This window comes from Nocardia transvalensis NBRC 15921, assembly GCF_000308875.1.
Lineage (GTDB): Bacteria > Actinomycetota > Actinomycetes > Mycobacteriales > Mycobacteriaceae > Nocardia > Nocardia transvalensis.
On the sequence record NZ_BAGL01000060.1, the window covers coordinates 21,920 to 46,249 of the forward strand.

At 66.3% G+C, this 24,330-nt stretch carries 23 protein-coding genes and 2 pseudogenes; 14 read left to right on the top strand and 11 right to left on the bottom strand.

The window, feature by feature from the left end:
* Nucleotides 1-32: 32 nt before the first annotated feature.
* From ON41_RS42745 to ON41_RS20425, 3 genes are all read right to left on the bottom strand, one after another.
* Entirely contained in the window at nt 33-1,235 is a 1,203-nt protein-coding gene (locus ON41_RS42745; RefSeq protein ID WP_218003529.1) for a CRISPR-associated helicase/endonuclease Cas3, read from the bottom strand.
* The gene (locus tag ON41_RS42750; protein WP_051162019.1) at nt 1,229-2,248 is read right to left on the bottom strand and encodes a CRISPR-associated endonuclease Cas3''; all 1,020 of its coding nucleotides are present in this window, start codon (nt 2,246-2,248) and stop codon (nt 1,229-1,231) included. Before ON41_RS42750 ends, ON41_RS42745 begins: the two co-directional genes overlap by 7 nt.
* Nucleotides 2,249-2,534: 286 nt before the next feature.
* On the bottom strand, nt 2,535-3,386 hold the full coding sequence (locus ON41_RS20425; RefSeq protein ID WP_040749308.1) for a hypothetical protein: 852 nt from the start codon (nt 3,384-3,386) through the stop codon (nt 2,535-2,537).
* Nucleotides 3,387-3,546: 160 nt separating this feature from the next.
* On the opposite strand from ON41_RS20425, the gene ON41_RS20430 reads away from it, so the two are divergent.
* The 8 genes and pseudogenes from ON41_RS20430 (at nt 3,547) to glyS (ending at nt 9,462) form a co-directional block, all read left to right on the top strand.
* Nucleotides 3,547-3,735: a hypothetical protein gene (locus ON41_RS20430; protein ID WP_040749309.1), complete on the top strand. Its 189-nt coding sequence runs from the start codon at nt 3,547-3,549 to the stop codon at nt 3,733-3,735.
* A 314-nt stretch (nt 3,736-4,049) separates the two neighbouring features.
* Entirely contained in the window at nt 4,050-4,517 is a 468-nt protein-coding gene (locus ON41_RS20435) for a Het-E N-terminal domain-containing protein (protein WP_040749310.1), read from the top strand.
* A 95-nt stretch (nt 4,518-4,612) separates the two neighbouring features.
* Nucleotides 4,613-5,167, top strand: coding sequence for a hypothetical protein (locus ON41_RS20440; RefSeq protein ID WP_157185559.1), 555 nt, complete (start codon nt 4,613-4,615; stop codon nt 5,165-5,167).
* A 54-nt stretch (nt 5,168-5,221) separates the two neighbouring features.
* Nucleotides 5,222-5,416, top strand: a complete 195-nt coding sequence (locus ON41_RS41705) for a PqqD family peptide modification chaperone (RefSeq protein WP_157185560.1) — start codon at nt 5,222-5,224, stop codon at nt 5,414-5,416.
* Complete coding sequence (locus ON41_RS20445; RefSeq protein WP_083905497.1) at nt 5,416-6,642, top strand: radical SAM protein; 1,227 nt, start codon at nt 5,416-5,418, stop codon at nt 6,640-6,642. Before ON41_RS41705 ends, ON41_RS20445 begins: the two co-directional genes overlap by 1 nt.
* A gap of 38 nt (nt 6,643-6,680) precedes the next feature.
* Nucleotides 6,681-7,845 (top strand): annotated as a pseudogene (locus ON41_RS20455) (IS3 family transposase).
* A 29-nt stretch (nt 7,846-7,874) separates the two neighbouring features.
* A pseudogene (locus ON41_RS43820) lies at nt 7,875-7,919 on the top strand (hypothetical protein); the annotation flags it as partial.
* Between the two features lie 4 nt (nt 7,920-7,923).
* Nucleotides 7,924-9,462 carry a glycine--tRNA ligase subunit beta gene (glyS, locus tag ON41_RS20460; RefSeq protein WP_221332776.1) on the top strand — a complete coding sequence of 513 codons (1,539 nt, stop codon included), beginning with the start codon at nt 7,924-7,926 and terminating at the stop codon, nt 9,460-9,462.
* A 41-nt stretch (nt 9,463-9,503) separates the two neighbouring features.
* Here glyS and ON41_RS20465 read toward each other — a convergent pair whose 3' ends face one another.
* The 5 genes from ON41_RS20465 to ON41_RS20485 form a co-directional block, all read right to left on the bottom strand.
* A complete protein-coding gene (locus ON41_RS20465; protein WP_157185561.1) occupies nt 9,504-11,750 on the bottom strand; it encodes a hypothetical protein in 2,247 nt (748 codons plus the stop codon).
* A gap of 374 nt (nt 11,751-12,124) precedes the next feature.
* Nucleotides 12,125-12,841 (bottom strand): IMPACT family protein, encoded by a 717-nt coding sequence (locus tag ON41_RS20470; RefSeq protein WP_218003531.1) that lies wholly within the window; start codon nt 12,839-12,841, stop codon nt 12,125-12,127.
* 30 nt (nt 12,842-12,871) lie between these two features.
* Nucleotides 12,872-13,207: a histone-like nucleoid-structuring protein Lsr2 gene (locus ON41_RS20475; protein WP_040749314.1), complete on the bottom strand. Its 336-nt coding sequence runs from the start codon at nt 13,205-13,207 to the stop codon at nt 12,872-12,874.
* A gap of 165 nt (nt 13,208-13,372) precedes the next feature.
* Nucleotides 13,373-14,083 carry a hypothetical protein gene (locus ON41_RS20480; RefSeq protein WP_157185562.1) on the bottom strand — a complete coding sequence of 237 codons (711 nt, stop codon included), beginning with the start codon at nt 14,081-14,083 and terminating at the stop codon, nt 13,373-13,375.
* 622 nt (nt 14,084-14,705) lie between these two features.
* Nucleotides 14,706-14,939: a DUF3039 domain-containing protein gene (locus ON41_RS20485; RefSeq protein WP_040749366.1), complete on the bottom strand. Its 234-nt coding sequence runs from the start codon at nt 14,937-14,939 to the stop codon at nt 14,706-14,708.
* A gap of 79 nt (nt 14,940-15,018) precedes the next feature.
* On the opposite strand from ON41_RS20485, the gene ON41_RS20490 reads away from it, so the two are divergent.
* Nucleotides 15,019-15,432 carry a DUF3099 domain-containing protein gene (locus tag ON41_RS20490; protein ID WP_040749316.1) on the top strand — a complete coding sequence of 138 codons (414 nt, stop codon included), beginning with the start codon at nt 15,019-15,021 and terminating at the stop codon, nt 15,430-15,432.
* Here the strand turns inward: ON41_RS20490 and ON41_RS20495 are convergent, their stop codons facing one another.
* The gene (locus tag ON41_RS20495; RefSeq protein ID WP_373281354.1) at nt 15,433-16,749 is read right to left on the bottom strand and encodes an MFS transporter; all 1,317 of its coding nucleotides are present in this window, start codon (nt 16,747-16,749) and stop codon (nt 15,433-15,435) included.
* A 41-nt stretch (nt 16,750-16,790) separates the two neighbouring features.
* Here ON41_RS20495 and ON41_RS20500 point away from each other — a divergent pair, with 41 nt between their 5' ends.
* Both ON41_RS20500 and ON41_RS20505 read left to right on the top strand, forming a co-directional pair.
* Nucleotides 16,791-17,570 (top strand): VOC family protein, encoded by a 780-nt coding sequence (locus tag ON41_RS20500; protein WP_246460827.1) that lies wholly within the window; start codon nt 16,791-16,793, stop codon nt 17,568-17,570.
* 41 nt (nt 17,571-17,611) lie between these two features.
* A complete protein-coding gene (locus ON41_RS20505) occupies nt 17,612-18,619 on the top strand; it encodes a GlxA family transcriptional regulator (RefSeq protein WP_276325745.1) in 1,008 nt (335 codons plus the stop codon).
* 7 nt (nt 18,620-18,626) lie between these two features.
* Here the strand turns inward: ON41_RS20505 and ON41_RS20510 are convergent, their stop codons facing one another.
* Both ON41_RS20510 and ON41_RS20515 read right to left on the bottom strand, forming a co-directional pair.
* On the bottom strand, nt 18,627-20,240 hold the full coding sequence (locus tag ON41_RS20510) for a monocarboxylic acid transporter (protein WP_040749319.1): 1,614 nt from the start codon (nt 20,238-20,240) through the stop codon (nt 18,627-18,629).
* The gene (locus ON41_RS20515) at nt 20,237-20,575 is read right to left on the bottom strand and encodes a DUF485 domain-containing protein (RefSeq protein ID WP_040749320.1); all 339 of its coding nucleotides are present in this window, start codon (nt 20,573-20,575) and stop codon (nt 20,237-20,239) included. Before ON41_RS20515 ends, ON41_RS20510 begins: the two co-directional genes overlap by 4 nt.
* Before the next feature lie 201 nt (nt 20,576-20,776).
* Between ON41_RS20515 and ON41_RS20520 the strand changes: the two genes are divergently transcribed.
* The 3 genes from ON41_RS20520 (at nt 20,777) to ON41_RS20530 (ending at nt 24,319) form a co-directional block, all read left to right on the top strand.
* Nucleotides 20,777-22,294 (top strand): DUF7782 domain-containing protein, encoded by a 1,518-nt coding sequence (locus ON41_RS20520; protein ID WP_040749368.1) that lies wholly within the window; start codon nt 20,777-20,779, stop codon nt 22,292-22,294.
* A 199-nt stretch (nt 22,295-22,493) separates the two neighbouring features.
* The gene (locus ON41_RS20525; protein ID WP_040749321.1) at nt 22,494-23,462 is read left to right on the top strand and encodes a sigma-70 family RNA polymerase sigma factor; all 969 of its coding nucleotides are present in this window, start codon (nt 22,494-22,496) and stop codon (nt 23,460-23,462) included.
* A 455-nt stretch (nt 23,463-23,917) separates the two neighbouring features.
* Entirely contained in the window at nt 23,918-24,319 is a 402-nt protein-coding gene (locus ON41_RS20530; RefSeq protein ID WP_040749322.1) for a hypothetical protein, read from the top strand.
* Nucleotides 24,320-24,330: the final 11 nt, after the last annotated feature.

A 24,330-nucleotide genomic window follows, 5' to 3' on the forward strand; every position in this document is an offset into this window, starting at 1 on the left:
TAACGCCGGATGCTGGTATCTGGGATGGGTGTTCAAAAGATGAAACCTCCTGTGCCATAGTCGATTCCACGGTCCGGGTGATAGTCACCGGTCCATTCGTGCAAGTCGCTGAGTAGCGGGCGGGCGTACCCGGCGGTCGCCGCCCGCACGGCCAGTGGCCGCGGCAGGGCGGCCAGGTACGGTTGCAGGCGCCGATACGCCGACCGATCCACCGGTCCGTCCGCCAGCAACTGGTCAAGAATCCGGTAACGTTCCGCCGAATCGCCGTAGGGAACGAGGACGGGGACGGTGCGCTCGTCGATCATCGTGAACAGGTCGGCGACCTTGGTGAAGTTGAAATCCCGTCGTAGCGTCGTTATTTGTGTTGCGGTGGAGGAGTTTTCGATGTTGTCGACCGCGTACCGTATTTTGTAGTAACGGGCCAACGCGTCCAGCCGGTCCAGGTCGCGGCCGGGTCCGAACTGTGCTCGGGTGATCTCCAGCGCCGCCCCGTACATCAACTGCGCGGCCCTCGCATCGCCGTCGGCGGGTTCGAACACAACCACTGTGCCCTCCGGCAGCAGCCCGTTGCGGTTGCAGCGACCCGCGGCCTGCAGCAACGCCTCCGCCGGCGCGAACGCCCGGTACACCCGTGGGAAATCCAGGTCCACTCCTGCCTCGACCAGCTGCGTGCTGACTACCGCCACCGGCTGTCCGTCCCGCAAACGCGTCTCGACCGTCCTCATCACCGCCCGCACGTGCGCGCCCGCCATGCGAGTCGACAGATGCAGCACCGGGCCCCCGCAGCGGCGGACCGCAGCGAGGTGACGATGCACCCGGGCCGCGTCCCGGGTGGTGTTCACGATCAGCAACACCTGATGCTGGTCGGCCGCTTCGTCGGCGATCTCTGCCAGCGACAGTTTCGGTGTGGTGCGCCACTGGAACCGCACCCGCCGTATCGCCTGGAGTTCGTCGAACAACTCCTGTGGCTGCTTGATCACCTGTGTGGGTGTGAGATCCCGGAAGATGTCGAGGCCGAAGAACTCCGGCTGGGTGGCCGAGGCCAGCACCACGCTCGTACCGAAGTACTCGGTCAGATGCCGCAGCACTGTCAGGATCGGCATCAGCATCGCGTCGGGCAGCGCCTGTACCTCGTCCAGCACGATCACTGCGCCCGCGAGCCGGTGCAGCTTCCGCATCGCCGCTGGCCGGCGATCGAACAGCGACTCGAACAGCTGCACCGTCGTGGTCACCACCACCGGCTCATCCAGTTCTCCGCCCCCAGTCGATGCCGCCGCCGTTCGCCCTCGGGCAGTGCGTCCACATCCACTCCCGAATGGTGCTCGAGCACATGCTCGGCACCGAACAACCGCCGATACACCCGCGCGTTCTGACCGGTGATCGAGGTGAACGGCACCGCCACGATCAACCGCGACCCGCCCCGCGCCCGCGCGTGGTGCACACCGAGCCCAGCGACCGCGATGGTCTTGCCCGCACCAGTCGGCGCCGCAAACGGGAACAACGCCGCCTCTCCCGCCGCCACGCCCGCGGCAACCGCCTGCTCGTAGACCCGCGACCGCACTCCGTCCACCGGCGACACCCCACACGCCGCGGCCTGCTCAGCCAAATACTCGACACGGTTGGCCTCGAACACCTCCACCAGCGATGCCAACGAAACCGCCTGTGGTTCAGTCTGTTCGGCGTAATGGCCGCGGGTGTCGAGAACATCGGCGTCGACCACCGCGCTGAATACCAACCGCACCAGCAGCTCGATAGCTTCCCGGTTCTCATCCCGCAGCACCCACTCGGGCACCGGGACCGGGCTGCCTCGCTGAACCTCCGGGACGATCGCCGCGACCGCGCCGACGGCTTCCTGCACCGCGTCGCGTTCACCCCGGACCTCTTGTCTGACAGCATCTTTCAACAGCAACAGATCGGACAGGCCACCGTGGTGGCCCCACACCACCATTGCGAACACCGGCGGCCGGATATGTTGGGCCGCAAGCCACGTCCCCGCCCGCTTGTGATCGATCGACTGGCCATCGACCCCGACCACGCGGCCGCCCGACGCCTCGGCACGCAGCAGGCCCTGCTGCCACACCAACCTCGCCTTCCCCGCATCATGAACCAGCGCAAGGTAATAGGCGATGCACTCGGCGCCGAACACCGCCGCGAAGCTCCCCGCCAGCCCGGCGGTCCCCCGCAAATGCGCCACCAACGGATGACGCACCCCTCGGGCGTTCTTGCTGTGCGCCCACAGATCCGACATACACACCCCTGCTCGCCGAACAATGAGCCAGACCGTACGCCCGAGGTACGACAAGAACGCACACCACCCGACGAACGCACCGGTCCAATGAGTGTGGAGAGCCGAACTCATTGCCACCCATCGAATTTAGGGTTGAAACCGTACCGTGTGCCCGTTCTCGTCCGTCCAGAAATCACAGCCGCTCGACACCGGCATATCGGCCTCGGCGGTTTCGCGTCTCACCGCTTCCGGTGCCGACTGGTGTCCGTCACGCTGTGCGGCGTCGGGTTGTGGGGTGTTACGGCTGTTATTCGGATAGGCCTTCGGCGGTCAGCGCATCCACCAGCGCCTTGGCGCTTGCGCGTAGCGTGTCGCTCTCGGCCTGCTCCGCCAATGCGAACAAATAGTCGAAGAACGCTTGCAGACCGAGTTCATCCTTGCCGTTCTCGGTTCGCGTGGTCCTTGAGATCGCTTCTGCCCCAAGGGTGAGGAGGGTGTCCAAGACTTTGGCCAGCGCGGTCTCCGGCGAATCCTTCATCGCCTCGGCCACGGTGCGGTTTAGGAACGCTTGGACCACCGACGCTTCGACGGTGGAGGTGGCGAACTGCTGTCGCGACCACAGGTCATCGTCGCTGCGTTCGTTCTTTCCGGCGGCGTAAGGCGCGAGGTAGCCGCGTTTGCGTGCTTCGCTCAGCCAGCGACTTGCGGTGATGCGTGAGACACCCCAGTGCTCCGCTATCGCTTTGCGGGCGGCGACACCGTCGGCCTCCGCCTTGATATACCACCAGGCGACCTGCATGTAATGCTCTGCGTGCCATGACCGTCCAGACTTTGGCGTCTGGGTTCGAGCATCGCCGAGCAACTGCGAGACGCGATTTCCCCATTCCGTCTTCAAGGCGCGTTTGACGCGGTTGAGAATCAGGCGCAGCTGCACGCGACGCAATCCGGTCTGGGTGATCGCCACGGGTACGGACGGATCACGCTGGCTCACCAACAGCTCCGTGATCATGGGCACTCCGTTCACGAGGCGCCCTTCGGCCGCGTATTTCCACGGCCCTGGCGCATCGTCGTAGCTCACCACGACCGATTCGGTCCCGTCGTCGTTGGCGAGGACCCGACCGCCCGTTCCAGGGCCTCCGAACGGCGGAACGCTGAGCATAGCGACGACCTTGTTTTCGTCCGAAATGATAAGCCCCTGACATAGTGATGTATCTCTGATCGTAGACAACGACCCAGTGCGGGTACCAGGCTGGATACCAGCAGATGGCCATGAGCGGCCGTCCGATTTGGTGGACATCCAGAGCGAAAGGCGTCGTCACGTGACATCTAGCACCGCGAACCGGTCCGGTTCGCACCCCGACCCCGAACGCTTGTCGTTGCGCTGGTTCGTGATCCTCACAACCGCAGGGGCGAGCGGGACAGCCATCGGGGCGATCACCGACGTGAGCCTGGGAGTCGGGATTGGCCTCGCGGTGATCGGCTTGCTGCACACGATCCTCGACCGGTAACAACCGGCCGCCAGCTCCGACGCGTCCGGCGAAGGGCGTGTCGGAGCAGCGGACGAAGGCTGGCAACAAATAACACCAGCCACAGCTGTCTTGTGTGATGCCCCGGGGTCTCCCGCACCGGCGCACACCTGGGCACCGCGGAGCTGGCCGACCAGGCGGACGCGGAGACCCGCCGGAGGTGCGCCGCGCCCGCCACCGCAAGGTGCGTGTCTCGCCTGGCGAAGGCACGGAATCGACTAGATTTGACCAATTGGCCGCTGATGAGGGTGCGGCACGTTTCGAAGCCGGAGGTTTAGTAGGCATGGATCCGCTGAATGGTCGCGGGGGCGGTGGCTATAGGTGCATCCGAAGGGGCACGTCAGACCGTCAAGAAGATAGTCACCGATTCGTATGACGCACTGCGGCAGTGGATCGTTGACCGCTACGCGGTTGCGACTGCAGCTGTCGAAGAGATCGAATCCGATCCCAGCGAAGAACTGCGGCGACAACTGCTGGCCAAGAAACTCCGCCAGGCCGGTGCGGGCGAGGACGCCGAACTGCAGGATCTCGCGCAAGCGCTGCTGAACCAGATCGAGGAACATGCGCCCGGCGCCGCGGCGGCAGTGGGCGTCCGACTTCAGCGCGTTGAGGCCGGTGGCGATATCGAAGTCATCGATGTCGAGGTCGAAGGTGGCAGTGGAGTGACGGCCGAGGATGTGTCCGCCGGCGGGTCCGTGAGGATCCAGGGTGTCAAGGTGCGGGCCACTCAGGAGCCGCCCCACCCTCCCAGGGCGCGGCGGTAGACGGCGAAACTGCCTCCGCGCTAGTCGGTTACACCTCCAGTCAGAGCCATCTGTCCGCCGGAGGGGACATCAATACCTACCTCGGCGCAAGCCCGATGGGCGGCAACGGTGGCCGAGTTCGCGCAGTCACAGTGTCGGTGGACAGGAATCCACTAATCGAGAACTGCTGGAACATCAAAGTCAACAACGGCACCCCCGGCCCGATCACGGCCCTCGCCGTGGACGTCTACTGCGTCGACGACCTGGGGAACCGCACCGTTGACCAGTGCGTTCCCGCGAAAAGACGCATTTCGATCCAACAGGTATTCGAGAAGATGCTGGGCCAGGTGCTTGAGGGCACGTTGGGAGCCATCGGCAACCGAGCGCAGATGTATCCCGGGTTCCCGCCAGGTGCAGGTGCCGGGCTGGGCGCCTACGGGGGGATGATGGCAAACGGCTTGGCTTCCGACCCAACGGCAGCGGCTCGTCTGCAGCAGGTTCAGGCAGCCATGACCGACTCGTTTCCGGAGGTCCTGTACGCGGTGACCACCGCCGAGGTGGTGTTTTTCGCCGAGGGTGCAGGTCGGGTGCGCGCGGACATCACATTCGACGATGAGGACGGGACGCGGTGGACTCGCCGTTTCGGCGAACTTCCGCAGAAGGCCGGATAATTGTTGCCCGGCACTGACTGACTAGCCTTACTGACGAAGAAGGACCCCCACCGGGTGAGAGTTACATGCGTACGGCTGGGGAACGCCACCGCAGAACGCATCGTCGACCTCGCCCGCGCCGGCCGCACCGTCGATCAGATCGCCGAGACCGTGGCCCGAGAATCCCGAACCTTCCCGGAGCGGGTAACCGTCGATGTCCTAGGACTGCTCGACCGCTTGGCGCCCCCACACGAGAACAGGGCTGCGTGATGAGCCTCGCCACCACAGAAAACCTCACATCCCGGCAACGCTACCGCCGCGACCTGGGGCTGCTCTTCGACCCCAATATCGGGGCATTCCATCGGTTGCGCAACGCTGTCGCCAAGCAAATGGTCGACCAGATCTACTCCGGCGCCGACCACCAAGACGTCGTCGAAGCCGTCACCGACCGGTATCACGCCGACCCTGCCAGGGTCGCCGCCGACCTCAACACGCTCATCACCACCCTGACTGCACCGCAGCCGCCATCCTCGACGCACGGCGGATCGCTGCTCGAGATCGATAAACGGTTCGATGCCCGGCTCAAATTTCCGCTGCGCATGGAGATCGAGCTGACCGCGGTCTGCAACTGGGACTGCGGTTTCTGCTACAACGTGTGGAAGATCGACCCCACGATGTCGGACCGCGATGTCCGCCGTGCAGTCCGTGAACTGCCCGAAAAACATATCCCGACCGGCTTGGCCATTTCGATCCTCGACGAGTGCGCAGAGCAAGGCTGTTTCGTAATCCGCTACAGCGGCGGCGAAACCCTGCTCCATCCGGACGCAATGGAAATCTTCGAGCACGGCGGACGGCTCTGCTTGTATCAGGTGGTGTTCACCAACGGGCACTTCATCACCGCCGACCGCACTGCGCGCCTGGCCGCCGCGAACGTGCGCTGTGCTCTGGTGTCCATCCACGGCGACCGCAACCAGCACAACCAACTCACCGGCCATCCCCGGGCCTACGACAAAGCCACCACCGCCATGCGGCTGCTGCTCGATGCCGGCATCGCCGTGGTCGCCGAGCTCACCCTCGTTCAGGAGAACGTGTCCGGCGCGCTCGATGTCATCCGCGACGCCTACCGGCTCGGAGTGCGCGAGTTCGGCGTCATGCGCTACGTACCCACCGGCCGAAACGACGACCGCTACGGCGTCCCGGTCTCGGTGACCTTGCCGCTGATGCATGAGATCGACCGGCTCATCGCCACAGAATGCCCCGGCATGACCGTCGCGTGGCCGTGCGCGCAGAAGCTGTGCACCAGTGACGCTGACACTCCGCTCCGCTCCGACGACCCCACGCTCGGGTTGAGGTTCTCCCAATTGGCAGGGCACTGCGAATCCGGCATGGTGTGGGCGAGCGTCAGCTACGACGGCCAGCTGCGTAACTGCCCGCACAGCAACGTCTACTTCGGCCGTCTCGCCGGCGGGGCTGCTGCACGGATAGGTGACAACTGAGATGGCTGGCCGGGAGGCGGGCCTGAGAGGATGTCACTGTGCCCAAGCCGTATCCGCAGGAGTTCCGCGATGACGTGGTCCGGGTTGTTCGTAACCGTGAGGACGGGGTGACGCTGGAGCAGATCGCCGCCGATTTCGGTGTGCATCCGGTGACGTGTCGAAATGGATGCGCCAGGCCGACGTCGACGACGGGGACAAGCCGGGCACGACGCGAACCGAGTCGGCCGAGTTGCGTGATGCGCGGCGTCGTATCCGGTTGCTGGAGCAGGAGAACGAAGTCTTGCGGCGGGCCGCGGCGTATCTGTCGCGGGCTCAGCTACCGGGAAAAGGCTCTACCCGCTCGTGAAAGAGCTTGCCGCCGGCGGGATTCCCGTGGCGGTGACGTGCCGGGTACTGCAGCTCGCTCGCCAACCGTACTACCGATGGCTGGCCGAACCCGTGACCGCCGGCGAACTCGCCGCAGCGTATCGGGCCAACGCGTTGTTCGACGCGCACCGAGACGACCCCGAGTTCGGATACCGGTTTCTGGCCGACGAGGCCCGCGAACCCGGTGAGGCGATGGCCGAGCGGACCGCGTGGCGGATCTGTTCGAGCAACCGGTGGTGGAGCGCGTTCGGCAAACGCCGCAGTGGCAAGAGCGGACGGCCGGGACCGCCGGTTCACGATGACCTCGTCCGCCGGAACTTCACCGCCGATGAGCGAAACCGGCTGTGGCTCAGTGATATTATCGAGCATCGCACCGATGAAGGAAAGCTCTATCTGTGCGCGATCAAGGATGTGTTCTCGGGCCGGATCGTGGGCTGCTCGATCGACTCACGCATGAAGTCCAGGCTCGCGGTCGCGGCCCTGCGCAATGCGGCGGCGCGCCGTGGTGAGGTCTCTGGCTGCATCCTGCACACCGACCGCGGGTCTCAATTTCGTTCCCGCCGGTTTGTCCACGCGCTCAACCGATTCGGCATATCCGGATCGATGGGCCGGGTCGGCGCGGCCGGCGACAACGCCGCGATGGAGAGCTTCTTCAGCCTGCTGCAACGCAATGTCCTGGACCGGCAGCGATGGGCCACCCGTGAACAGTTGCGGACAGCGATCGTCACCTGGATCGAACGCACCTACCACCGCCGCCGACGGCAAGCCCGCCTCGGCCGGTTGACCCCGATCGAATTCGAAACCATCATGACCCCAGCAGCCCCACAGGCTGCTTAACCACTGTCACCTCATCGTGCAGCAGCCCCATGAACCCGGTCACCCTGCTCGGTGTGCTCGGCCCCGAACCCTGGCGCGTTGCCTACGTCGAACCCTCCGTCCGGCCCGACGATCCGCGGCGAAGGAATCGTCATCGACCGTGATGAACGCCGCGCCATTGTGGTCCGCACGGCCGGCGACCTCGCCGCCAGTCGCAACGGCACGATCGACACCGACGCGGAAGCAGGACTCATCGACGAGATCACCAATTTGGTCGAGACTCTCGTCGGCGTTCTTGGCCGGTTCGATGGGAAGTACCTGCAATTGCCGGAGCAGATCCTGACCACGGTAATGCGCAAACACCAGCGTTACCTACCCATCCGCGACGCCGACGGCCACCTGCTGCCGCTGTTCGTCACTTTCGCGAACGGGGCCTGCGATTCCAACGCCGTCCGCGACGGCAACGAAAACGTGCTCCGCGCCCGCTTCGAAGACGCCACCTTCTTCTGGAACGCCGATCTACACACCACGCCCCAGCAGTTCCGTTCGCAGCTCACCGCACTCACCTTCGAGAACCGACTCGGATCCATGGCAGACCGCGCCAACCGCATCGCCACCGCCAGCCGCGACCTCGCCACACGAATCACCTTGTCTCCCAATGACTCCAGCACACTCCAACGTGCCGGCGAACTGGTGAAGTTCGACCTGGCCACACAGATGGTCATCGAGATGACCTCCCTCGCTGGCACCATGGCCCGCGAATACGCCCGCAAGGCAGGCGAATCCGACGCCGTCACCGACGCACTGCTCGACACCGAACTGCCACGCCACCACCACGATCGCCTCCCTGCCACGACGCCGGGCGCGATATTGGCCCTGGCCGACCGGTACGACCTGCTCGTCGCCATGCTCGCCATCGGCGCCAAACTCACCGGCACCTCCGACCCCTACGGGCTCCGCCGCGCGGCCCTCGGCGTCATCCGCATCCTCCCCGAATCCCCACAGCTCGAAACACTCACCTACCGAGACGGACTCACCACCGCCGCGGACAAGCTGCGCGCACAAGGCATCACCGTCGACGACGCCGTACTCGACACCGCCGAAGACCTGCTCGCCACCCGCTACGAGCAACGACTGCGCGATGAGAACGTCCCCATCGCCCTGATCGAAGCAATCCGGCCGGGCTCAGAAAACCCACGGCGAGCGGACCGACTGCGCATCGACATCGAACACGCACGCAACACCGCTCCCCAGGAACTTGCCGAGATCGTCGAAGGACTCCAACGCATCGCACGAATCGTTCCGCCCGGCACACCCGCAACCATCGAGACCGAAACACTCACCGAGCCCGCCGAACGAAACCTGATCACCGCGCTCAGCAGGCTCGCTGACAGCCAGGAACAGCGTCTGACCGCTTGGGCGGTTACCGCACAGCCGCTGGCGGCCGCCCTTAGGACCTTCTTCGACGAAATCCTCGTCATGAGCGACGCCCCTGCGACCCGCGCAGCACGCCTCAGCCTACTCGCAACCGTTCTTCACTCTGCACCGTTCGAAATAGATTGGAAAGCGTTGCACCACTTGCGGTCTGACACATTCGACGACATCGCAACCGATGCGGTGGTTGTCGAGTCTGTGTGATAGGACGACGACCGTTGCCGCCGGGTACCTTGCGCACGCGCTTATCCCGCCTGGCATGGAGCCGTACCTGGGTCTGACCAATCCGTAGTAGTCGCGTTCGAGAGGCCTAAGCCGGCTACCAGGCGAATCGTGGGCTGGCCGATTCGAGGCCAATCGAACGCGGCTACCGAGTCGAGGATGTTGTTCACAGCGCTGGGGGTCCATGCGGGTTCGGAAGTCCCGAAGACCAGCTCATCCGCCTCGAGCCAGACGGCGGCCTGACACTTTTTCGCGACCTCGGCTCGCCGTTCGCGAGTGTTCTTACCGTTCAGTTGCGCGGCACTCTTGGCTTCTCCCACGGTGAGTTTCCCATCGTGGTAGGCGATCAGGTCTAGCTCGACCCTCGATTTGGCCTGCCCGACCAGTTCAATTTCTGCCAGGTCATGGTAGGGCAGGGCCTTTTCGCCTGAAGCCGCAAGATGAGCGGCGAGGGCGATGGGCACGTCACCGTGGTCATCAAGCAGTTGCCTCCCGACCGGGTGCAAATCATAGAACCACCGCGGCTCGGCCAGAGGCAGATTCCATGCTGGCTGATCGAGATCGTTCATGGAGTCGCATCGCTCGCACGTCCACCGTTGCCCCAGCCTGTCAATCGGCTGAAACTGGACTTCTGTACAGACGACACACCGGAGTACGAGTCCGCAGCGAATAACGCCCGCCCGTAAAGCTGTGTCCAGTAGGTACCTGATCTCTGGCTCCGTGATGGCTGGGGATGAGACGACGAATCCGTTGAAATTCAAGACGCCGTAACCAGCACGGATCCGAACCCCCTCGTCATGCGGGTAGCAGTCGATAGTCCGTTTCGCCTTGGCGTCCATCTTGTGCAGCGCAGGCAGGAGCGGACCAGCAAACAATTCCACAACCGCTGCACGATCACCGAGCATCCGCGCCAGTTGGGCGGTCTTCTGGCCCGCCGAGCTAAGCCTGCTGGTCAGGCCGTGCTGTGCCAGCTTCGCATCGACCCAATCGGCGAGGCTCAAATCACGAAGTTTGATGCGCGGCAACCGGTTGACAGCCGGGATCCCATCGAGGACAAGATCGTAACGTCGTGATGGATAGGAGGTCCCGTGTCTGCTGCTGCGTGCGAGCGTCATCTGAAGGCCCTCGGTCGAGGGCAATAGATCTCGGCCCGTAAGTCCACAACCGAGGACCGATTGATCATCCAGCCACGTGATGTCGATGTGCCACGTCATGTTTGGATGTTGCGCGAGCAGATTGTCTTCCAGTAACGGTGGCGGCAACGGAGCCAACATCGTTCTCGTCCCAGTCGAATCAGCTTTGGTTGGGACCGTGAGTACCTCGTCGAACTGCTCCCTGACCGCGAGATAGGTGGTGTTACGTCGTGGCCAGGCGAGATCGCGTGCGCCCGCTGCCTGGCTGATGCCATCGGGATTCTGGTCTCCACCCGGCCATTCGATAACTGCCGCTCTGAACCGCTCCAATACATCGGCGATGTCTGCCTCGGGCAAGGAAGCAGAGGTGACCGTCAACTTTCTCGGGCCCACACTGCAACTGTCGAAAATCCTGGCTAGCCCTTCCACAAAGGCAGACGGAAGAGGATCGCGATCGATTCCGAGGAAACTGGGCAACCAGACACCCTGCCCGTAGGTGAGCTGCCACAGCCGGGCCAGGGCGAAGTCGTCGGGCGAATCGCCCACTACCAGTAGAGCTTCGGCCGGAACAAGGGACTCAGAAACCTGCAATAAACTAGTCATCGTGTAGCCCCAGGCACGACCGACCTCAGAATGTGCGGCACCGTCACGCGGCAGCCTGATCAAACACGCGGGAGGCGACGGCCGGGTTCCCATCAACCAGGCGGTCAGGCGACCGAGCGCGCGATCGTCGATGTCGGGCTCGATGGCCGCAGGGTTCGGCGAATCGACGAGCCCGGCGTGCGACGCGACGGCGACACCGAGCAACCCACCCCAGTTCGGAGGACACTGCACGCAGTTCCCAACAGCCAAACCCGGCATGAGATTCACGTCCGGGAACTCCGCACCCTTGCGGTACTCACGAACCGGTTCAACCCGCGAAGTGTTGTGAACTCGCATGTACGGCGAACACACGGCAGCAACCTGATCCCTCGCCATACGATCGCCGGCAGTCACCGTGTCCGACAGCACGATCCCCTCCGCCAACGCGTTCCAGCGTTCCGGACCTTCCAGCAGCTGCCCATCGACTCCGCGAACTTGCAGTTGGCCCTGCATGAAGTACTCGAAGTCCACAAGTTCCCGCGGATAAGTCACCACGTAGTCCGGATCGTAAATCCGGCAAGCCCTCAAGATCGCGGCGCGACCTGCCCGTCGTGATGGGGCACAAGCGCGAAGCCCGACCCGCCCCACGTCTGGTTAGCAAGCCACAGAGCTCGTCGTGCCCAGTACGACCAGTCCTGCCCACCGTCGAATACGAGCGCGACTCGGGCCGAACCCAGCCCTCGCCTGACGGTGGAGTACGTGACCTCCGACGCTGCACACACTCGGCTACCAAACCACATCCAACCCACAGCGACCGGAGATTCGATTGCCATCGTGATCGATCCACCCGAGGTCGACCGGTTCACTAGTCTTTCGCGGGCGGCATACTGGACGACAGGCCCCGTTCGGGTCCCTGTCCACGCGAGCCGTCAGGGTAGGTAGAGGTCCCGCAGTCCCGTATCGACGGCTGCGATCGCGCCGCCGGAGTGCGTCGCAAGCCATGCCTCGAAACTATCCGCATCGTGTTCGGCAACGGCAACGGTGAACATGGCTTCCGCTCCGTACTCGATGCCCTGGAGTCTGTAGGCCGAGTTGCGCAGGTCGTTCTCGAGACGCCCGGACCGGGCATGCGGGGATTCGAGGAGGAATATGTGGTGGCGAACGCAACGGAGTTCTCCGACGAGGTCCAATGTCTCGGCCAGGACGCCGGAGTAGGCACGGATCAGGCCGCCGGCGCCGAGTTTGGTACCGCCGAACCAGCGCGAAACAACGGCGACGACATCGGTTAGGTCCCGGCGGGCGAGCACTTCCAGCATCGGGACGCCTGCAGTGCCCGCAGGCTCGCCGTCGTCATTGCTGCGGGCGCCGAGCCCGCCGGTGGCCGGATCACCGACCCGCAGGGCTGTGCAATGGTGACCGGCTCCGGGGTTGGATTTCCGAACTCGCGCGATGACCGCGGAAGCGGCTTCGATGTCGCGGACCCGGGCGACTGTGCACAGAAACCGAGACCGACGTATCTCGACCTCGTGGGTACCGTCCCGCGCGATTACTCGCACAGCGGCTTTGCGGGCAAGGTGACCTTCATCGACGGGTCCTTCCATGGCACCGATCGGCTTCGCAGACGGGCGAGCGGTGCGGTCGGCCACTGGAATGGATGCCGACCGCGCCCACCGATCTCAGCTCGCCTTGTTGTACGCCGCCACGACATCCGCCTGAATACGGCCGCGGCTCGACACGTTGTAACCGTTCTTCCGAGCCCAATCCCGGATCGCCGAGGTCTGCTCCCGATCGGTCGACGAGCGCGCCGCCGCCTTGTTCTTGCCCTTCGGGATCCGGCCGACCTTCCGTGCCGGGCCGGTCCACGGTTCGAGCGCTTCACGGAGCTTGCCCGCATTCGCCATCGACAAGTCGATCTCGCATTCGACACCGTCGATACCAAATCGAACCGTCTCCGCCGCCTTGGACTTACCGTCGTAGTCGTCCACCAACTCGACGGTGACCTTCTTTGCCATACAATCGCCCACTTTCTTACGAATAGTACGAGTGCAACTACTGTAATCTGCACACAATACAAAAATCAATTCAATGAGCTGAAGGACGGGCTCTCAGCCGAGAATTACATCGGTTAATGAGCAGTGGAAGGTCTCTGTCGGGCAAGCGACCGCAATGTGGTCGACTCAGTCGAGCAGAAGGCGTTCGACGACAGCGAGGATTTGATCACGCGTCAGCGCCTTACGGCCCGCCAGGCTCACATCCGACGTAGATCTCCGCGTGAGCTGCACAAACCTTGCGTCTTGTTCGTCGATAATTGACGAGGAGGCGTGCACACCGTATTCACCGTCCTGAATGCCGGCGGTACCGCGAACGAAAACAACGAACTGTTTCTGAGCGATGGCGGTGACATGGACCGGCTCGTCTCCCAATGACAAGAGTTGCCCTATGCCCCGCAGATGACGGGCCAAGATTTGGTGGTCCTCGTCCAGGTCGGCCCTGGCCGCCCACACCTGCCACATCGGCGGTGCAGTCCGGCACCGATAGATCCAATCCAGCTCACTACGACTGATGATGAACCGTCCGGGCTCGCCCGACGCGTAGACCGCGACCGTCTTCGCCGCCCACGCCACCAAGCTATCGGCTCGAGCCGCGACAATTTCCGTCTCGCGCCCCTCAGCGAGATCGACCAGAATTGTCTCCACAGCCAGATCGAGGTCGTTCATCCAGCCGTTGTTGCACGGCGCGCACACCGTCTTGACCTGCCAGTCGTACAACGAGTTCTGCGCGGCCCGATCCTGCACCTGTGGGCCGTCTTCATCCAGCCAAGCTCGCCAAAACCGATGAGTCCAGCCACTTCGAAGCGCGAGCTTATTGCCCATTTCCTGGCGAAACACATGCTCACGAGAGGAATTCCCGACCATCTCACAGAACAAGCATGGCCTGGCACCACCAGTCATCATTACCTCCACGCAGCGAAGTCCGGGCTCCCCGCCTCAATCTGCGGAGTCGGATACCGGGCCAGAATCGCTACAACGCACAGCGGGGCTACCTCAGTAGCCCGACTGGGACACAAGCCGAAACGCGGCATCGGCACCTCACTACGAGAGACGCCGTCACGCATTTGTTGTCACGCACCGGCTAGCGGCCCGCAACGGCGGCTCCCAGGCCCCGGCTGCGACACCCGTGCGCCAGGCCAGCATATGAGGTGGCCATGGTGCACCACCGAGTCCGACCAACCAGGCAGGCGCCCGGAGCGGACTTAACCCCGCGACCCAAACCAGCACAGGGCCAACCGAAAGCATCACATCCACAACCACCGACCCCGAGCAGCGCCGAAACCCGCTTTCGGACGCCCTCCCCCGTTGCCCCGAGCCAAACCAACTCACCCCGATGAACCGCCCTTACAGTGGCGGCCCAAAACGGACCTTGACCACCGGGAATCCGGGCAAAGTTACACCAAAGTGACAGTTAGGGGTCCTGGTCAACTGACCACAAGTCCCTGACCAGCGGAAAGGGCTAGCCCTTCTTCATCAGCTCGTAGATGCGCTTGCATTCCGGGCAGACCGGGGAGCCGGGCTTGGCGGAGCGGGTGACCGGGAAGACCTCGCCGCACAGGGCCACTACGTGGGTGCCCATGACCGCGCTTTCGGCGATCTTGTCCTTCTTCACGTAGTGGAAGTACTTGGGGGTGTCGTCGGTGGTCGACTCGTCGGTGGTCGTATCCGGACGTACGAGGGTGTCGGTACTCACGGGATCCATTTTGCCAGCATCGCGGGATCGGGTCGCATCGCCGTGTGCAATCGGCGGGCTCGAGTGGAAGACTCGAGGTATGCAGCGTGACGGCGAATCCCCCGATGCCGAAGACCGCGACGGCGAGGTTCGCCCCGAGTTCGAGCGCCTTCCACCCGGTTCGATCCCCCGTCCGCCGCGCCGCTCCGAAGGCTATTTTCCCGGTCAGGAGGAACAGCGGCCCGTCCTCATCACCGAGGCCGCGCCCTCCCTCGAGCAGCAGCATCGCGCGCGGGTCCGCCGATATACGGCGATCATGGCGTTCCGTATTCCGTGCCTGATCCTGGCCGCGGTCGCCTACGGCCTGTGGGCCAATCCGCTGATCTCGCTCGCCATCATCGGCGTCTCGATCCCGCTGCCCTGGGTCGCGGTGCTGATCGCCAACGACCGACCGCCGCGCCGTAAGGACGAACCCAGCCGCTGGGACGAGCGCCGCGCGGCCAAGGCCCTCTAGTCAGGCCACCACCGCTCGATCGACGGGTGAGCCCCGGCGCACCGCGGCGGACATGAGCGCCGCGGCGCCGCACAGGCCGCCCGCGATGTACCAGGCGAGGTCGTAGCTGCCCTGGAGGTCGCGGATGACGCCCGCGCCGGTGGCGGCCAATGCCGCGCCGACCTGGTGGGAGGCGAAGACCCAGCCGAAGGCGATCGGACCGTCGTCGCCGAAGTGCTTGCGGCACAAGGCCACAGTGGGCGGCACGGTCGCAATCCAGTCGAGGCCGTAAAAAATGATGAACACCCACATGCTCGGGCGGGTATCGGGCGCGAACAGCGCGGGCAGGATCAGCAGCGACAGCCCGCGCAGCGAGTAGTAGCCGATCAGCAGGTAGCGCGAGTCGACGCGGTCGGTGAGCCAGCCGGAGGCGATGGTGCCGGCCACATCGAAGATCCCGACCACCGCCAGTAGCCCGGCCGCGGTGGTCGGCGGCATGCCGTGATCGTGCGCGGCGCTGACGAAATGCGTGCCCACCAGGCCGTTCGTCGAGGCCCCGCAGACCGCGAAGCCGCCCGCCAGCAGCCAGAACGCGGGCGTCCTGGCGACTCTGGCCAGTACGGTCAGCGCCCGGGTGGCTCCGCCCGTCACCGCGGTCCGCACCCCGGCCGTACTGTCCGGCGCGGCGCCGTAGGCCCGCTCGCCGATATCGCTGGGATAGTCCCGGATGAACAACAGCACCAGCGGGACGACCGCCAGCGCCGTCCCCGCCACCACCAGCGACGGCACCCGCCAGCCGTGGGCCTGCGCCAGCGCCGAGATCAGCGGGAGGAATACCAGCTGACCGGTCGCCCCGGCCGCGGTCAGGACGCCGGTCACCAAGCCGCGGTGACGCACGAACCAGCGGCCCGTGATGGTGGCGACGAAGGGCATCGACATCGAGCCGACGCCAATACCCACCAGCAGCCCCCAGGTCGCCAGCAGCTGCCACGACTCGGTCATGAACACCGTCAGCCCGCTGCCCGCCGCGACCAGCAGCAGCGCGCAGGCGACCACGCGGCGGATGCCGAAACGGTCCATCAGCGCCGCCGCGAACGGTGAGATCAGCCCGTACAGCAGCACATTCAGAGACACCGCCGAGCCGATGGTGCCGTGCGACCAGCCGAACTCATCGTGCAGCGGGTCCATCAGCACGCTGGGCACCGACCGGAATCCGGCGGCGCCGATCAGCGCCACGAATCCGGCCGCCGCCACCGGCCAGGCCGGATGCACGCGTCGAAATCTTCTGGGCCGCACCGCGGCCGCGGTGGGAGCGGGGTCTCGCACGTCGGTCACCACCAGATCGTGCAGCACCGGCCGGTTGCGGACGAGTGGCCTGAATGCCACAATCCGTCAATATCTGGCCACTTCGGGAGGACGGCATGATCTATTGGAACTGGGCCTTCATCGACCGCCCCGCCGCCGCGTTCGACGAGGCATTCGCGTTCTGGACGACCGTGACCGCGACACGACTGTCCGAACGCCGCGGCGAGCACGCCCAATTCACCACGCTGCTGCCCGAGCACGGTGACGCGTGTGTCCGGGGTCAGGCCGTGGGCGGTCCCGGTGGCGCGCATCTGGATCTCGATGTCGAGGATCTCGGCGCGGCCCGCCGCCGGGCGCACGCGCTGGGCGCGACCTCCGTCATCGATGAGGACAACTTCAGCTACCTGAAATCCCCTGGCGGTACGGCGTTCTGCCTGACGACCGAGCAGGGCGGGCGGGTGCCGCCGCCGGTCGCGGGCCCCGACGGCACCCTCAGCCGCCTCGATCAGGTGTGCCTGGATATCGGTGCCTCCAGCTTCGATCGCGAGGTCGCCTTCTGGACGGAGCTGACCGGATGGGGAACGCGCCCCACCTCCCTGCCGGAGTTCGCCCGGCTCGACGTCCCAGACGGCCTTCCCATCCGAATCCTGCTGCAACGCAAGAACACCGACGAACCGCCCACGGCCCACCTCGACCTCGCCTGCGCGGATGTCGACGCCACCGCCGCCTGGCACGAATCCCTCGGCGCCCGGCGCATCTCCCGCGGCGCGCACTGGATGGTGATGAACGACCCGACCGGCGGTGTCTACTGCCTCACCGGCCGCGACCCCCACACCGGGCGAGTGCCGGCATGAGCGCGGCGGGCAACGGCGGTGAGGGTGTAGGTGGGGCCGTCGTGGCGGAAGGCCGTGCTGCGCAAGGGATCGGGCGGCATCGAGTGGCGGTGCTGGCGCTGGCGCCGGTGGTGGGATTCGATATGACCATTCCGCCGACGGTGCTGGGGAACGCGACCGCCGCGGATGGGACGAAGCTGTACGACGTGCGCGTCTGCGGCCTGGACGAGCGCCCGGTGCCCGCGACGATGGGGTACAGCATCGTCCCGCAAGCCGGTCCGGACTGGCTGGCCGGAGCGGAGACGGTGATCGTTCCCGGCACGCAGATGCCCGGACCGCGCGAGCACGGGACGCTGCCGCCCGCGCTCGCCGAGGTGCTGGCGAGTATCCGCCCCGGCGCGCGGATCGTGTCGATCTGCACCGGCGCGTTCGTGCTCGGCGCGACGGGACTGCTCGACGGCCGCCGCGCGACCACGCACTGGTCCTTCGCCGACGATTTCCGCCTGCTGTTCCCGCGGGTTCGCCTGGACGAGAACCTGTTGTTCGTCGAGGACGGGAACCTCTACACCTCGGCGGGTCTGGCGGCCGGTCTGGATCTGTGCCTGCACCTGCTGCGCACCGACCACGGCAGCGAGGTCGCCAATCGCGCGGCGCGCTACTGCGTGGTGCCACCCTGGCGCGAGGGCGGCCAGTCGCAGTTCATCGACCGCCACGTGCCCGACGACGGTTCCGACGGCACCGCGCCCACCCGCGCCTGGGCACTGCGGCACCTCGACCGCGAACTCGATCTGACCACCCTGTCCGCGCACGCCCGGATGAGCGTGCGGACCTTCACCCGCCGCTTCAAAGCCGAAACGGGACTCGCGCCGGGCGCGTGGCTGCTGCAGCAGCGGCTCCGCCACGCCCGGCACCTCCTCGAATCCACCGACCTGCCGATCGACGAGGTCGCCCGCGCGGCGGGGCTGGGCACCTCCGCCTCCCTGCGCCACCACATGCGCGCCGAACTCGGCGTCCCGCCGCTGGCCTACCGCAAGACCTTCCGCTCGGGGACGCCCGCCGCCGTCCGGTGAGCGAAACCTAGTGCCGCACGGCCTTTTCCGCACCCGCACCGGTCAACGCGCGCACCTGCATCTCGACGTACTTCCGCTCGTCGTGCTCCCGCGACAGCATGGTGCCCAGCCAGCCGAGGGCGAACGACACCGGAATCGAGACCAGGCCCGGATTCGACAGCGGGAACCAGTGGAAGTCGGCGGATTTGATCATCGCGGACGAGGATCCGGACACCGCCGGCGAGAAGATGATCAGCACGATCGTCACGAGCAGCCCGCCGTAGATACTGAACAGCGCGCCGGTGGTGTTGAACCGCTTCCAGAACAACGTGTACAGGATGGTCGGCAGATTCGCCGACGCCGCCACCGCGAACGCCAGCGCCACCAGGAACGCCACATTCTGATTCTTGGCGAGAATGCCGCCGACGATGGCGACCGCGCCGATCACGACGGCGGTGATGCGCGCCACCCGCACCTCGCCGTCCTTGCTGTCGGCGCGCCCGCGCTTGATCACATTGGCGTACACGTCGTGCGCGAACGAGGCCGACGCGGTGATCGTCAGCCCCGCCACCACGGCCAGAATGGTCGCGAACGCCACGGCCGCAACGAATCCCAGCAGTAGCGGCCCGCCCAGTTCGAGCGCCAGCAGCGGCGCGGCCGCGTTCTCCTTACCGGGCGCCGCGGCGATCTTCTCCGGGCCGACCAGCGCCGCCGCGCCGTAGCCGAGGACGAGCGTGAACAGGTAGAACACTCCGATCAGCCCGATCGCCCACACCACCGAGCGGCGCGCCTCCTTCGCGGTCGGGACCGTGTAGAAGCGCATCAGCACGTGCGGCAGGCCCGCGGTGCCGAGCACCAGTGCCAGTGCGAGCGAGAGGAAGTCGAGCTTGCTGGTGTCGTTCTTGCCGTACTTGAAGCCGGGCTCGAGCAGTTTCGCGCCGGTCTTGCCGCCGTGGTCGACGGCGTCCTGCAGCAGCGACGACAGGTTCAGCCCGTACTTGGCCAGCACCCACACCGTCATCGCCGCGGCCGCCGCGATCAGCAGCACCGCCTTCACGATCTGCACCCAGGTGGTGCCCTTCATCCCGCCGACGAGCACGTAGACGATCATCAGCGCACCCACCACGGCGATCACCAGGTTCTGCCCGAGATCCCCGGACACGCCCAGCAGCAGCGAGACCAGCACGCCCGCGCCGGCCATCTGCGCGAGCAGGTAGAACAGGCTCACCGCCAGCGTCGAGGTGGCCGCCGCGGCACGCACGGGACGCTGCCGCATCCGGAACGCCAGCACGTCACCCAGCGTGAATTTGCCGGTGTTGCGCAGGAGTTCGGCCACCAGCAGCAGGGCCACCAGCCACGCCACCAGGAAGCCGATCGAATAGAGGAACCCGTCGTACCCGTAGAGCGCGATGGCCCCGGCGATGCCTAGGAAGCTGGCCGCGGACAGGTAGTCGCCGGAGATGGCGATGCCGTTCTGCGGTCCGGAGAAGGCCCGCCCGGCGGCGTAATAGTCGGCGGCCGTGCGGGTGTCGCGGCTGGCACGGAACACGATGACGAGCGTGATCAGCACGAAGATCGCGAAGATGGTGACGTTGAGCCAGGGGCGGCTGCCCTCGACCGCGGCGGCGAGGTGGGTGGTCATCGATCGGTTCCCTCCAGCTCGGCGCGCAACTCGTCGGCGATCGGATCCAGTTCACGATCGGCGTAGCGCACGTACAGCCAGGTGATGACGAAGGTCGAGACGAACTGCAGCAGCCCGAAGATCAACCCGACGGTGATGTTGCCCCACACCTTCTGGGACATGAAGTCGTGTGCGTAGTCGGCCAGCAGGACGTACAGCGCGTACCAGGCCAGGAACAGTGCGGTCATCGGAAAGACGAAGAGCCGGAATCTGCGTCGCAGTCGCTGGAAGTCGGGGCCGTCGTAGATCCGGGACCATTCGCCGGCGGGTTCCGCGAGGCGTTCTTCGGTTGTCACTCCCACTTACCTCCTCGTGAGCCAGGTCACAATATCAATAAATCGGACGTTTGGTATGTCGTATTGCCGCAGGTAGAGGTGACGAATTCGGTTGCGCGACATGCAACACCGACCACTCCGGCCGCTCCCGGCGGCGCCGCGCGGCCGCGAAGGCGGGGCTTGGCGGGATGCCCGATTGTTGCGGTGGCAGAGTTCTGGTTCATGCCGACTGCCGCTGCCGCCACCGGATCCGCGCTCGCCGCCCTCGCGCCCGACCTGCGCACCGCGCTGACCCGCACGCGCTACGACGCCGACACACTCCTCGAAGCGCTCGGCGCGGACGCGCACACCGCCCTCGGCCGGTCCGAACCGGTGCCGGTGCGCCGGGCCGTGCGCGGGGCCGGGGACCTCGGCACGCTGGTCCGGCTGCTCCTGCTCGGCGATCCGGTACCCGAGCGCGAGGCCGCCGCGGCGTTCGCGCCCGTGGGCATCGACCGCGCGATTGCCGCCGGACTGCTGGAACGCGACGGCGGCGAGGTGCGCGCGGCCCTCGATCTGCGGCCGCTGGATCTGGGCAACGACGACCGCTGGGTGCTGTCGGATCTCGACGACAGCATGCGGCGGCGCACCCTCACCGCCGACCATGTCCTGGGCGTCGGGCAGGCGTCGCTGTCGCTGTTGCGGGCGACGCCGACCGCACCCACGGGCACGGTGCTGGATCTGGGCACCGGCTGCGGGGTGCAGGCCGTGCACGCGGCGGGCTACGCGCGGACGGTCACCGGCACCGACGTGAACCGGCGGGCCCTGTGGCTGGCCGGCGCGACCGCGGCGCTCAACGACCTGGACATCGAACTGCTGGAGGGTTCCTGGTTCGAGCCGGTCGACGGGCGGCGGTTCGACCGGGTCGTCGCCAATCCCCCGTTCGTGGTCGGCCCGGCCCGGGTGGAGCACACCTACCGCGACTCCGGGCTGGCCCTGGACGGCGCCAGCGAGCTGGTGATCTCGCGGGCGCCCGAGTTGCTCGCGCCCGGCGGCACGGCGGCCATGCTGGCGTCCTGGGTGCACGTGGACGGCGAGGACTGGCGCACCCGGGTGTCGTCGTGGCTGCCCGGCCACGGCGTCGACGCCTGGATCGTGCAGCGCGATATCGCGGATCCGGCGCTGTACGTGGGGACCTGGCTGCGCGACGCCGGACTGGATCCGCGCGACCCGATCGCCCAGGAGCGGGCCGAGCGGTGGCTGGCGGCGTTCGACGCCGCGGACGTCGAGGGCATCGGCTTCGGCTTCGTCTATCTGCGGGCCGTCGACGGGCCCACCGAGGTGCTGGCCGAGGACCTCACGCACGGCTTCGACGATCCGCTCGGCGCGGAGGCCATCGCGTACTTCGAACGCTCGGCCTGGCTGCGCGCGGTCGCCGCCGACGAGGAGATCGCCTGGAACGCGCGGTTCGAGGTCGACGCGGCCACCGCGCTGGAACGGGTCTTCCTGCCCGGATCGGACGGCTGGGATCAGGCCGTGGTCCGGCTGCACCGCGGCAACGGCCCGCGCTGGCAGCACGAGGTCGACGACACCGCCGCCGCCCTGCTGGCGGGAATGCGCGCGGACGGTCTGCCGTTGGAAGAACTGGTCGAACTACTGGCAATCGGCCACACCGGCACCATCGCCACTCCCGAGTTGCGCTCCGCGGCCCTGGCCGTCACCACGGGACTCGTGCGGCACGGTTTGATCCGTCCCCTCTAGTCACGTTTGGATGCCTTCTCGGTAGATATCCGGCAACAGTGCGAGCCCGGCGTTCCCCGCCTGCGTCGTTCTTAGGAACTTCTCAGACGGAAGTGGCGAAATCCGCAGCTCAGCTACTGTTTATCGGGACAGTGGCGGGGAACTTTCCCAGTGTCGGGTCCGTTGTTCGGAGTGAGACACCACCGACAGGAGGCAAGTCATGACAAGCCCCGCCACCACTGGAATGCGCGCCAGCGATGGGGACCTCGACGCCCAGAGCCCCGCCGCCGACCTGGTACGCGTGTACCTGAACGGGATCGGCAAGACGGCGCTGCTCACGGCCGCCGACGAGGTCGAGCTGGCCAAGCGCATCGAGGCGGGCCTCTATGCCCAACACCTGTTGGAGACTTCCAAGCGACTGGCCGCCACCCGCAAGCGCGATCTGGCGATCCTCGTCCGCGACGGCAAGGCCGCCCGCCAGCACCTGCTCGAGGCCAACCTGCGCCTGGTCGTCTCGCTGGCCAAGCGCTACACCGGCCGCGGCATGCCGTTGCTGGATCTGATCCAGGAGGGCAACCTGGGCCTCATCCGCGCGATGGAGAAGTTCGACTACAGCAAGGGCTTCAAGTTCTCGACCTACGCCACGTGGTGGATCCGTCAGGCCATCACCCGCGGCATGGCCGATCAGAGCCGGACCATCCGCCTGCCCGTGCACCTGGTCGAGCAGGTCAACAAGCTCGCCCGGATCAAGCGCGAGCTGCACCAGCAGCTGGGCCGGGAGGCCACCGACGCCGAACTGGCCGCCGAATCGGGCATCCCGGAGGAGAAGATCGCCGATCTGCTCGATCACAGCCGCGACCCGGTGAGCCTGGACATGCCCGTCGGCAACGACGAGGAGGCTCCGCTCGGCGACTTCATCGAGGACTCCGAGGCCACCTCGGCCGAGAGCGCCGTCATCGCCGGCCTCATGCATCGCGACGTGCGCAGCGTGCTGGCCACGCTGGACGAGCGCGAGCAACAGGTCATCCGGCTGCGCTTCGGTCTCGACGACGGTCAGCCCCGCACGCTCGACCAGATCGGCAAGCTGTTCGGCCTGTCGCGCGAGCGCGTGCGCCAGATCGAGCGCGAGGTCATGGCGAAGCTGCGCAAGGGAGAGCGGGCCGACCGCCTCCGCGCCTACGCCAGCTGACCCCACAGACGCTGGGCCGTCCGGAATCCGGCCCAGCATCCCCGCGGTGATCACGTGGGTTGGTGATCACCACGAGCGCCGGTCGGCGCACGCGCGCCCTGTCCCCTCCGGGCCCAGCGCGAACCGGCCGGCGTCATGAGCTTTCCTCCGTTGTAGCGGCCGCGCCGTCCCGGTCTCCGTTCGCCGACACGCGCAGTGGGATCCCGGTTTTCGGCCGCAGAACACCCCCTGTTCCAGCATGCCGCCCGAGCCTGTGCCCGTGATCTCGCGACACCGGCCGGGCGCGTCGACCTGCCGGGTGTGCGGGGTCCAGCGGGAACAGTCCCTTCGTGTGCGACGTCGACGGGTACGCCGGTCGCCGCGGCGAGTGTCCGGCGAGTAGCCACGATCGGTGATGCGGGGACGGGCAGATCGGGGATACTGGCCCGTGCTACGCGCACAACGGAGGGATTCACATGTCATACAGGGCCGTCCGCACCGCCGGCCTCGTCCTGGGCAGTGCGGGGATCGTGCTGCTCGGTACCGCGAGCGCCTCGGCGAGTACCAGGCTGGACGTGAACGGTCAGGCCGTGCAGGGCTGCAAGACCACCGTGACGGCGACGACGTCGTCCAGCAATCCGATGCACATGGATTTCTACGACGACGAGATCTATCTCGGCCGGGTGCAGGTCACCAATCAGGACGGGAAGATGCGGGCCGACGTCGACTGGACGCCCGGCACCACGGGCGACCATGTGATCACCGCCCGCGCCGTCGGCTCCTACATCGCCCCCGAGGACCAGGTGAGCACCCTGTACGTGCGGGTATCCACCGGCACCGACCTCGGATCCTCGTGCGTCCCCATGCCCTTGGGCTGACCGCACCCCCG

Bases quoted from the DNA above. Each gene is read 5' to 3' on its own strand.
- ON41_RS42750 (WP_051162019.1), bottom strand. From the start codon at position 2,248: ATGTCGGATCTGTGGGCGCACAGCAAGAACGCCCGAGGGGTGCGTCAT.
- ON41_RS20475 (WP_040749314.1), bottom strand. From the start codon at position 13,207: ATGGCAAAGAAGGTCACCGTCGAGTTGGTGGACGACTACGACGGTAAG.
- ON41_RS20435 (WP_040749310.1), top strand. From the start codon at position 4,050: ATGGTCGCGGGGGCGGTGGCTATAGGTGCATCCGAAGGGGCACGTCAG.
- ON41_RS20520 (WP_040749368.1), top strand. From the start codon at position 20,777: ATGCCGACTGCCGCTGCCGCCACCGGATCCGCGCTCGCCGCCCTCGCG.
- ON41_RS20525 (WP_040749321.1), top strand. From the start codon at position 22,494: ATGACAAGCCCCGCCACCACTGGAATGCGCGCCAGCGATGGGGACCTC.
- ON41_RS20490 (WP_040749316.1), top strand. From the start codon at position 15,019: ATGCAGCGTGACGGCGAATCCCCCGATGCCGAAGACCGCGACGGCGAG.
- ON41_RS20510 (WP_040749319.1), bottom strand. From the start codon at position 20,240: ATGACCACCCACCTCGCCGCCGCGGTCGAGGGCAGCCGCCCCTGGCTC.
- ON41_RS20500 (WP_246460827.1), top strand. From the start codon at position 16,791: ATGCCACAATCCGTCAATATCTGGCCACTTCGGGAGGACGGCATGATC.
- ON41_RS20425 (WP_040749308.1), bottom strand. From the start codon at position 3,386: ATGCTCAGCGTTCCGCCGTTCGGAGGCCCTGGAACGGGCGGTCGGGTC.
- ON41_RS20440 (WP_157185559.1), top strand. From the start codon at position 4,613: ATGGGCGGCAACGGTGGCCGAGTTCGCGCAGTCACAGTGTCGGTGGAC.
- ON41_RS20445 (WP_083905497.1), top strand. From the start codon at position 5,416: ATGAGCCTCGCCACCACAGAAAACCTCACATCCCGGCAACGCTACCGC.
- ON41_RS20530 (WP_040749322.1), top strand. From the start codon at position 23,918: ATGTCATACAGGGCCGTCCGCACCGCCGGCCTCGTCCTGGGCAGTGCG.